We start from the raw sequence: 8,217 nt of genomic DNA on the forward strand, positions 1-8,217 counted from the left end.
ACCATCGGTAGCCAAGGTGGTTTCTATATTGAATGGTGAAATAGCCAGCAGGTGTCCCTGGTTGTCTTGAAGCTGCCATTGTCCACTGCTGACGGCCTTGCCGTTAAAATGGCCCTGAAACTGTTCAATCTCCAGCTGTAAAGTTAACGCATCCTGTTTCAATCCACGGCTATCTGAGACCACTAATGTATTTTGAAGCTGTGAACTCAAACGGTTACGCAGACCACGACGTATTTGTTGAGCCAGATTTTCTGCCCAAAGATTTTCTCTTGCCTGATGCAGGGTAATATCGTCCAGTTGTAGCACAATACGATCACTATCCAGAAATTCGGCCAGACGGATAGATCCAATGACTAATACCTGCTCAGCACTGGTTGAAACCTGTGTCATAGCTTGAGCAGTTTCAGGCAGATTATAACGCTCAGTATTGACAGGTTTGGTAGTGCAAGCCACCAGACTCATTAGAAGCAGAGCGCTAAATAACGTTTTAAAAAATGTTAATAACATGGGACATCCTGATTATTCAGTCGGGGCTCTAGGTAACGGATCGCTGCTGTTACGACGATCAAAAATCAGTGCATTGGGTTGTTCGCCCAAGGTTTTGGCAACGGGCTGAATATCCCGCAACAGTTTTTCCAGTCGTTGCAGGGTACCGGTCATCTCCTGATAAGCCGAAGAATCAGGTGACAAGCCTTGCAGCGTGGTACGAATTTCAGCCAATGTCTGATTGATATTGGCTGGAATTTCCTGGGTTTCTGACGCATTGACCAATGTCTGAATGCTGGCTGTCAGATCACGGATTTCTTTCAGCATCGTTTCAGAGCTTTCCAGGTTACGATCCATGCCGGTTAAAATCGGCTCGACTTCCAGCTGATTCAGTTTATCCAGCAAATTAGAGACCTTCAGTTCAATTTGTGCCAAACCTGTTGAAGTCGTTGGCAACACCTGATGACCTTCAAACGTTCTGGCTACAAACTCAACTTTATCATCACGCTGAAAATTAAGATCGACAAATAACGAACCGGTCAGCAGATTACCGGATTTAAGTGTGGCTCTTAAGCCTGCATTGAGCATGCGATCAAATCGAGCTTGCCATTCCTTGATATCAACTTTTTCATTACCGCCCAGTCGTTGGGGTTCCAGACGAATTAACACCGGAATGGCAAAGCCACTCTGCGCATTACGTTCAGGGGAAGTGAACTTCCACGGTACACTGGAAACGGTGCCGATGCGGATCCCGCGAAACTCTACAGGAGCGCCCTTGGAAAGCCCGCGGACGGTATCTTCAATTAACAGCACATATTCAAGGTATTGGGTATAGGCTTCCTGACGCGCACTTTCTTCATCACCATACAAGGTAAATGTAGTGTCCGCTTCAGCGGGAGCGCCAATCGGTAAGTTTTCGAGCACGCCAAAAGTGACGCCACCTCCTAATAACGCTTCCATAGAGGCGATATTGACCTTGAAGCCTTCTGAGTCCAGTTTTAAATCGACCCCACTTGCTGACCAGAAGCGGGTACTTTCGGTGACCAAAACATCATAAGGGCTTTCAATAAATAGCTGGTGGCGCATTTCCCGGCGTTCACTGTCAAATTCTGCGCTTTCGACACGGCCTACATTAAAGCCCTGATAGGTTACTGGATCACCTACCCGCAAAGAATTACCGAGTTGGCTGATGAGTTTGATGCGCAAGCCCTGAACACCCAGTGTGGATATGGGAGGTTGTTCCAAAACCTCAAATTGGCGTTCTTCGATAGTGCTTTCTCCGGGCTGTAATTGGATATAAGCACCAGAAAGTACTGTATTCAGTCCACTGATACCTTCACGTCCGATACGTGGTTTGACCACCCAGAAACGTGAATCATCGACCAGCATTGGTTCAGCTTCCGGATTGATACGGGCAATGATTTGGGTGTGGGTTAAATCATCAGATAGACGAACCTTTTCAACCTGGCCAATATCGACATTACGCGTTTTGATCATGGTTTTACCGGCTTCGATGCCCTCTGCATTGGCCATGGTCAAAGTGATTCTGGGGCCAATGCGCGTGTAATTGTCATATATCAGCCACAATCCAATCATTAAGGCCACAATGGGGATAATCCAGATAGGTGAAAACCGGGATTGTTTGCCGGATCTGGCTTTGTGCAGGTCAGTTGGTTTTTCGTCGGTGGTGACGGGTGCATCACTCATTGATGGTTTCCTTGGACGGCTGTTTTCTCGCTGTTTGGGGCGAGTCCCATATCAACCGTGGATCAAATGTCATTGCGGCCAGCATGGTTAAAATCACAACGGCACCAAACGCTAATGCAGCCGGACCGGGGGTAATCGACATGAGATTACCGGCTCTGATTAATGCCACCAGTATAGCGACTACAAATAAATCTACCATGGACCAACGGCCAATAAATTCAGTTATCCGATATAGTTTGGTTCTTGTGTTCGCCATCAGTTCGCTACTTTTTTGCACCACAATAGACAGCCAGATTAATGCCAGTATTTTGCCCACCGGTACGACAATACTGGCGAAAAAAATCACGGCGGCGATGGGCCACGATCCTTTTTGCGATAACTCAATCACGCCACCAATGATGGTAGAAGGGTTACTCTGTCCTAATAATGTTGTCGTCATGATTGGATAGACGTTAGCCGGAATATACATCACGATGGCGGCGGCCAAAAGCGCCCAGGTTCGTTGCAGGCTGTGTGGTAAGCGTAAATGCAAAGCTTCACCACATCGACGACAATGTCCATGACCTGAGTCATCGAGTTCGTTAATCAAACCGCAGGTTGAACAACCTGCCAAGCCTTGAGATGCTGCGGTTTCTCCGGTGCGAATAGCTTTAGGAGCCTGTGGCTCTCCGGCCAGTGAGAACCACATCCAATCTGCATCAATCGATCGGGTCGTCATTAATAACAGGATAGCAAACGCACAAAATGCCCAGAATGATACGCCTAAGATAATCTGTGCCATACCGGCAATTTTAATCAGGCTGACCAGCGCCGCGATAATAAACACATCGGCCATCATCCATGGGTTCAGATGAGTAAGTGAACGGGCAATGCCACGGCTGAATGGAAAGGGCGCTGCACGCAGTAAACCCAGTTGCAACCAAATCACTCCGCATAAATAAACGGCAGGTAATACGATAATGGTTAAGGCCACAATGATCGCCACCAGCGGCTGATGAAAACCAATCATGCTGGTCGCTGTTTGGGTGAGTTCAATATTATTGCCAATACCTCTGGCTTCAAAGCTGACAAACGGAAAGGAGATCGCCAGAATCAAAGCGATTAATGCACTTAACGCTAAGGCCATGCTGCGCTGAGCAGGACGAAAGTGTCGACGAACCAGAATATGCCCGCAGCGTGGACAGGTCGCATGTTCGCCCGGGCGTAATGTTGGCAAAACCACTACCCAGTCACATTCATGGCAAGCGCGCATTCTTCTTAACGAAGTTCGGCTTTCCGGTGATGCCGGGGCAATATCGGCAGACAGATTATTGGCAGTTGCAGTGTGCTTCAATTCAGTTTTCCGTGATGTCGGCCAACAAATGAAAGGTAAAAAATGGCATTATACGCATTGGTAATAGATATGTCGGTCATCAGCAGACAGAGGTTACATACCGTTCTTTTGATATGACATTGAATTAAAAACGCTGTTCATTTATTGCCATAGGGTGCTGTGATGCCCCTGAATCCTGAAAAGGATGTTGGTTAAAGAATACTGCCATCCACTCATTAATCTAGGAGAGAAAGAAGTGCGAGATATTCTGTTTTTCGATTCCATGTTAACACCGAAAATCATTACGCTGGTTTACTGGTTGTTATTAGTTGCCGCGCTGGTTTCCGGTCTTGGCATGATGTTCGCTGGAGGCTTTGGCAGTTTTTTAATGGGGATCTTTACCATGTTGGCAGGTGCCGTAGGCGCTCGCATCTGGTGTGAACTGCTTATCGTATTATTCAAAATCAATGAAAATATGAAAAAAGTGGCAGATCAGTAAATCGTCCACAAAAAAGGGCTCTTCACAGAGCCCTTTGCATTTTTGTTAGCAAGGCGGCATGACATCAGACTTTCTTCACAAATTGCGATTTAAGTTTCATCGCACCAATGCCATCAATTTTGCAGTCAATATCGTGGTCGCCATCCACAAGGCGGATGTTTTTGACTTTGGTACCAACTTTCACCACCAATGACGAACCTTTCACTTTCAGATCTTTGATGACCGTTACGGTGTCACCATCCTGTAACACATTGCCATTGGCATCGATAATCTCATTTGAGGCTTCGCCCTTGTCCATCACCTGATCGGCTGACCATTCATAAGAGCATTCCGGGCAAATCAGAATATTGCCATCCTGATAGGTATATTCAGAATCACACTTCGGACAATTGGGTAAACCACTCATTTCAAACCTCATTTAATAAGCCAGCGCGTCGGCGGCATCGCGCGATATAGTACGCGAACGGCCATTTTTTTGCTCATGATCAAAAAATTAAGATGCATCGCTGGTCAATGTTAGGGTCGAAAAATGCGTTAACAATCACAGGAGTTTGTTTCGGTTTCGGGTGGTTGATGACCCTGACAACATTCTTCTTTCAGATAGTCCATCAGCTTTTCCAGATGAGGAAAGTTTGGCTTGCAGCAAATGCTGCGCCCTTTTTTATCCTGAATAATCAGATCCGCATGCGCCATTTTGGTTAAATGATGGGAGAGAGTAGAGCCCGGTATGGCTAAACTACGCTGGATATCACCAACCGGCACACCTTCATGTCCCGCTTTTACCAGATACCGGAAAATAGCCAGACGACTGCTATTGCCTAACTCGGCCAAACTCAAAGCTGCTTCGTCATGGGTCATGATTTCTCCTATATTTCGATTTTTATGGAAATTTAGTTGACACAGATAAAACAAGCAAGTTATTTTATATTTCTATTTTTCTAGAAATATAGGATTTAAAGATGAGCCAGAATCTACATGATGCGTTAGGGATGTTTGCTTTTTTAGCTATTGAACTCTCAATTTTGTTTCTCGTAGTGAGCGTTCTGGTGGGGTTGGTGCAATGGAAAATTCCCGCTGAAAAAATTCAGAGTCTGCTCGGTCATCAGCGACGTCGTGGGTACTTAATTGCAGCAGGTTTAGGCGCTATCACGCCTTTTTGCAGTTGCTCAACCATACCCATTCTGAAAGGGCTGATTAAAGCCCGAGCCGGGTTTGGCCCGATGATGGTGTTTTTGTTTGCTTCGCCATTGCTGAACCCGATTATTGTGGTGTTGCTTTTCGCGACGTTCGGGATGCAGTTGACGCTGGTTTATGTCATATCTGCTTTTATCGTTTCCGTGAGTGGAGGCTGGTTATTAAACCAAATTGGCTTTGAACGCTATGTACGGGATACGCATTACGAAAATAGTAAAGTGGCAGATTTCTGCTGCGGTTCATCAGCAGAATCAGCAAGTCGCGGTGAGTCAGCAACAGACACTATAGATAAGGGGACCGGATGTTGCTCAGCTGAAAACCAATCTGACGATTGTTGTGATAATAAACCGGTTGCTACAACACCATTTCAACGTATCAGCAAACAAGCCTGGTCGGATTTTATCGATGTATTACCGTATTTACTGGTGGGGATAGTGATTGGCAGTGTGATTTATGGTTTTGTGCCAACCGATTTTCTGCAGCACTATGCGGGCAGTGATAATCCTTTCGCTATCCCATTGGCAGCGATTATCGGCGTGCCGTTGTATATCCGTGCTGAAGCCGTGATTCCCTTGGCTTATTCATTATTAGCCAAAGGCGTTGGGGCAGGGACAGTGATGGCCTTGATCATTGGCAGCGCCGGAGCCAGTCTGACGGAATTGATATTATTGCGTTCATTATTCAAAACGCGTTTATTAGTGGCCTTTGTTGCTGTGGTGATGACCATGGCTATTGCCGCGGGTTATCTGACTTATTTGCTATTCTGATAGGCTGCTTCGAGTTTCAGGATATCCAGCTTGTTCATCGACAGTAATGCTGACATAACTGCTGGAGCACGCTGTTTATCCTGCAGCATTTTATCCAGCATGGTCGGCACAATCTGCCAGCACACGCCAAACTGATCCTGTACCCAGCCGCAGTGCAATGTCTTGCCACCATTGACTAACAATCTCTCCCAGAGCCGATCTATTTCAGCTTGGTTCTCGCAACCGACCAACAAAGACAGTGCATGATTAAAGGCCACGTCAGCACCGCCATTCAGCGCAATAAATTCCTGACCTTCGATGCGGAAGGTAATGGAAAGCACCGAACCATCAGGGCCAGGACCTGCACTGTTGTAATACAGTCGGTCCACTTCCTCACCGCCAAATACTGACAGATAAAAGGCAACAGCTTGTTGGGCATGGTCGTTAAACCACAGACAGGGCGTGATTTTCTGCATCTCAGCCTCCTCTGATGTTTTGCTCGGTTTGCAACTCACGCACTGGACGGATTTCAATACTGCCGTAACGGGCTGGAGGAATATTACCGGCCAGTTGAATGGCTTCATTGATATCGCGAGCTTCCAGTAAATAAAACCCGGCCAGTTGCTCTTTGGTTTCGGCAAAAGGCCCATCGGTCACTGTGACCTTGCCATTGCGAACCCGAAGGGTGGTCGCGGTTTCAACTGATTGCAACGCTGAACCATCCAGCATATGGCCACTGTTTTGCAGTTTTTCACTACAGGCTATACATTCCTGATTCAGACTGTCCCATTCCTGCTGAGACATTGCGTTCATAATATTTTCCTGGTAGTACACCAAAGCCAGATATTTCATCTTAATTTCCTTGTAAGCATTGTCCGCAATTAATCATCCATGGCGTGCCAAACCGATCGACCAGCATGCCAAAGCGTTTAGCCCAGAAAGTCGGTTCAAATGGCATTTGGACTATGCCATCTTCCGCCAGTTGATTAAAGGTGGTTTCCGCCTGCTGTTCATCTTCAAAAGCAATCTGCACATGAAAGCCTTGCGGTTTTTCAAACATGCCGGGGGGGCAATCAGAGCCCATTAACATCCAATTGCCGACCTGCAGAGAGACATGCATGACTTTGTCAGCAAACTCGGCGGGCATGTCGTCTGCCATGGGTGATTCGCCTCCGCTCATCATCATGACGATACCGCCACCTAACACCTCGGCATAAAACTCAAACGCCTCCCGGCAGTTGCCATCAAATAACAGATAAGAACTGGTGGAAAGCGGTTGTTTACGACGTTTCTGGTCGAGATCAATATGTTTCTGTAAGCCCGGACCTTCAGCAAAATCACTCATTTCATAGAGCTGTCTGAGTTCCAGTTCAACATTGCCATCGGCATCTTCCACCGGCCAGCGTTTCACCCAGTCCAGCGCTTCCTCTTTGGAATTAACCTCAATAATGGTAAAGCCAGCCAAGACTTCTTTGGTCTCGGTAAATGGCCCATCAGTGATGATTGGCTTGCCCTGCTGGAATTGAATACGGGCGGCTTCAGCAGAGGGTTTTAAACCTTCACCGGCTCGTAATATGCCAGCTTGTGCCAGTTGCATATTGTAGTCACCCATCGCGGATAACAAGTCTTCACTGGGCATGACGCCGTTTTCGGTATGTTTATCAGCCTTACGTAAAATCATAAATTTCATTTTGGTCTCCTTACCATGATGTTTCGGGTGTCAGATGGAACATAGCTGCACCGGTTGCCATATCAAAGGGCAATGAAAAATGCTCGTGAACAATCAACCATTTGTTATCACGCTTTTGATAAACCTGTGTTCCACGGACCCAGCCTACCTGCTCTTCACCGGTTTTATCATCAATACCGCCACATTGATTAAGAAAAAAACACACGGCTAGATCACCATCCACTTTGATATCAATCTGGCCGATTTCAAATTGCGTCATGGTGCACATCTGTAAGCAGTTTTGCCAATGCGTCTCATACTTGCTGCGATGGGTAAATTGCAGTTCAGCAATCGCATCAAATGCCCGGACATCTTCAGCATAACAAGGCATAATTGTTTCTAGGCTCTGGCTGAGAACTGCTTGTTTCCAGTTTTCCAGTTGGTGTTCAATTTCAGTTTTTGCGTTCATCTTTTCCTCCAGTTTAAAAGCCCCGCAATGTGGGTCTTATTAACTAGTCGAATGTAAAACAGCAAAATCGACAGCACGGAAATATTTTTTAAATGCCGGGTATGTCCCTTATTAATCCAATTGGTCTAATCGTCT

11 protein-coding genes are annotated in these 8,217 nt (G+C 46.4%); 2 read left to right on the top strand and 9 right to left on the bottom strand.

The annotated features are described in order from the left end of the window. From B3O33_RS09790 to B3O33_RS09800, 3 genes are all read right to left on the bottom strand, one after another. Window positions 1-507: PqiC family protein (locus B3O33_RS09790; protein ID WP_292363510.1), on the bottom strand; the 507-nt coding region annotated here is incomplete at its 3' end. 12 nt (window positions 508-519) lie between these two features. After that, the gene (pqiB, locus tag B3O33_RS09795) at window positions 520-2,193 is read right to left on the bottom strand and encodes an intermembrane transport protein PqiB (protein WP_292361567.1); all 1,674 of its coding nucleotides are present in this window, start codon (window positions 2,191-2,193) and stop codon (window positions 520-522) included. Next, window positions 2,186-3,526, bottom strand: coding sequence for a paraquat-inducible protein A (locus B3O33_RS09800; protein ID WP_292361568.1), 1,341 nt, complete (start codon window positions 3,524-3,526; stop codon window positions 2,186-2,188). Before B3O33_RS09800 ends, pqiB begins: the two co-directional genes overlap by 8 nt. A gap of 184 nt (window positions 3,527-3,710) precedes the next feature. Between B3O33_RS09800 and B3O33_RS09805 the strand changes: the two genes are divergently transcribed. Next, a complete protein-coding gene (locus B3O33_RS09805; protein ID WP_292363511.1) occupies window positions 3,711-4,004 on the top strand; it encodes a DUF4282 domain-containing protein in 294 nt (97 codons plus the stop codon). 64 nt (window positions 4,005-4,068) lie between these two features. On the opposite strand, the gene B3O33_RS09810 is transcribed toward B3O33_RS09805, so the two are convergent. Both B3O33_RS09810 and B3O33_RS09815 read right to left on the bottom strand, forming a co-directional pair. Then, window positions 4,069-4,410 (bottom strand): zinc ribbon domain-containing protein YjdM, encoded by a 342-nt coding sequence (locus B3O33_RS09810; RefSeq protein ID WP_292361570.1) that lies wholly within the window; start codon window positions 4,408-4,410, stop codon window positions 4,069-4,071. A gap of 128 nt (window positions 4,411-4,538) precedes the next feature. Continuing rightward, window positions 4,539-4,862: an ArsR/SmtB family transcription factor gene (locus B3O33_RS09815; protein ID WP_292361571.1), complete on the bottom strand. Its 324-nt coding sequence runs from the start codon at window positions 4,860-4,862 to the stop codon at window positions 4,539-4,541. A 101-nt stretch (window positions 4,863-4,963) separates the two neighbouring features. On the opposite strand from B3O33_RS09815, the gene B3O33_RS09820 reads away from it, so the two are divergent. Continuing rightward, window positions 4,964-5,965, top strand: coding sequence for a permease (locus tag B3O33_RS09820; protein WP_292361572.1), 1,002 nt, complete (start codon window positions 4,964-4,966; stop codon window positions 5,963-5,965). Here the strand turns inward: B3O33_RS09820 and B3O33_RS09825 are convergent. Genes B3O33_RS09825 through B3O33_RS09840 form a run of 4 tightly spaced genes read right to left on the bottom strand, consistent with a single transcriptional unit; the run spans window position 5,950 to window position 8,082 of the window. After that, entirely contained in the window at window positions 5,950-6,420 is a 471-nt protein-coding gene (locus B3O33_RS09825) for a VOC family protein (protein ID WP_292361573.1), read from the bottom strand. The genes B3O33_RS09820 and B3O33_RS09825 overlap by 16 nt on opposite strands. 1 nt (window position 6,421) lies before the next feature. Continuing rightward, window positions 6,422-6,796: a YciI family protein gene (locus B3O33_RS09830; RefSeq protein ID WP_292361574.1), complete on the bottom strand. Its 375-nt coding sequence runs from the start codon at window positions 6,794-6,796 to the stop codon at window positions 6,422-6,424. A gap of 1 nt (window position 6,797) precedes the next feature. Beyond that, complete coding sequence (locus B3O33_RS09835) at window positions 6,798-7,634, bottom strand: YciI family protein (protein WP_292361575.1); 837 nt, start codon at window positions 7,632-7,634, stop codon at window positions 6,798-6,800. 10 nt (window positions 7,635-7,644) lie between these two features. Beyond that, window positions 7,645-8,082, bottom strand: coding sequence for a YybH family protein (locus B3O33_RS09840; protein WP_292361576.1), 438 nt, complete (start codon window positions 8,080-8,082; stop codon window positions 7,645-7,647). Between the last annotated feature and the right edge of the window lie 135 nt (window positions 8,083-8,217).

The organism is Methylophaga sp. UBA1464, assembly GCF_002325665.1.
In the GTDB taxonomy this organism is placed as follows: Bacteria; Pseudomonadota; Gammaproteobacteria; order Nitrosococcales; family Methylophagaceae; genus Methylophaga.

Excerpts from the sequence above, each read along its gene's own strand:
- pqiB (WP_292361567.1), bottom strand. The coding sequence starts at position 2,193 with ATGAGTGATGCACCCGTCACCACCGACGAAAAACCAACTGACCTGCAC.
- B3O33_RS09805 (WP_292363511.1), top strand. The coding sequence starts at position 3,711 with ATGTTGGTTAAAGAATACTGCCATCCACTCATTAATCTAGGAGAGAAA.
- B3O33_RS09810 (WP_292361570.1), bottom strand. The coding sequence starts at position 4,410 with ATGAGTGGTTTACCCAATTGTCCGAAGTGTGATTCTGAATATACCTAT.
- B3O33_RS09815 (WP_292361571.1), bottom strand. The coding sequence starts at position 4,862 with ATGACCCATGACGAAGCAGCTTTGAGTTTGGCCGAGTTAGGCAATAGC.
- B3O33_RS09820 (WP_292361572.1), top strand. The coding sequence starts at position 4,964 with ATGAGCCAGAATCTACATGATGCGTTAGGGATGTTTGCTTTTTTAGCT.
- B3O33_RS09825 (WP_292361573.1), bottom strand. The coding sequence starts at position 6,420 with ATGCAGAAAATCACGCCCTGTCTGTGGTTTAACGACCATGCCCAACAA.
- B3O33_RS09830 (WP_292361574.1), bottom strand. The coding sequence starts at position 6,796 with ATGAAATATCTGGCTTTGGTGTACTACCAGGAAAATATTATGAACGCA.
- B3O33_RS09835 (WP_292361575.1), bottom strand. The coding sequence starts at position 7,634 with ATGAAATTTATGATTTTACGTAAGGCTGATAAACATACCGAAAACGGC.
- B3O33_RS09840 (WP_292361576.1), bottom strand. The coding sequence starts at position 8,082 with ATGAACGCAAAAACTGAAATTGAACACCAACTGGAAAACTGGAAACAA.